The 253-nt window shown below is 60.9% G+C and carries 1 protein-coding gene; it reads right to left on the bottom strand.

The window, feature by feature from the left end:
* Window positions 1-253, bottom strand: a 253-nt coding sequence (locus JT719_RS24930) for a hypothetical protein (RefSeq protein WP_207436474.1), incomplete at both ends; no start/stop codon positions are given.

The following is a 253-nucleotide window of genomic DNA, read 5'->3' as shown; positions in this document are numbered from 1 at the left end:
AGCGAAAGCCGGGTTTGAAGCCAGACGCTGCAAGTACCGGTTCACGACCTCCCGCCTGGGCGACTGGGTGCTTCGCTCCGCGTCGATGAGATCGGCAATGCTTCGGGCGCTGTTCAAGGCATGGGTGATGCCTGCCGCAACGCGGACAGCCTGATGTTCGGCAATTTCGGATGTCAGTGTTATCGCTGCCTTCTGGGCTGCTTGGCGCGACAGCCAAAGCGATATCCCGGTGAACGCTGTTGTGCTTGCCACC

The organism is Sabulibacter ruber (genome assembly GCF_017355955.1).
GTDB classification, from domain to species: Bacteria; Bacteroidota; Bacteroidia; order Cytophagales; family Hymenobacteraceae; genus Nibribacter; species Nibribacter ruber_A.
The sequence above is the reverse complement of the archived record's forward strand: the minus strand, read 5'-3'. Positions and strand labels throughout refer to the sequence as shown.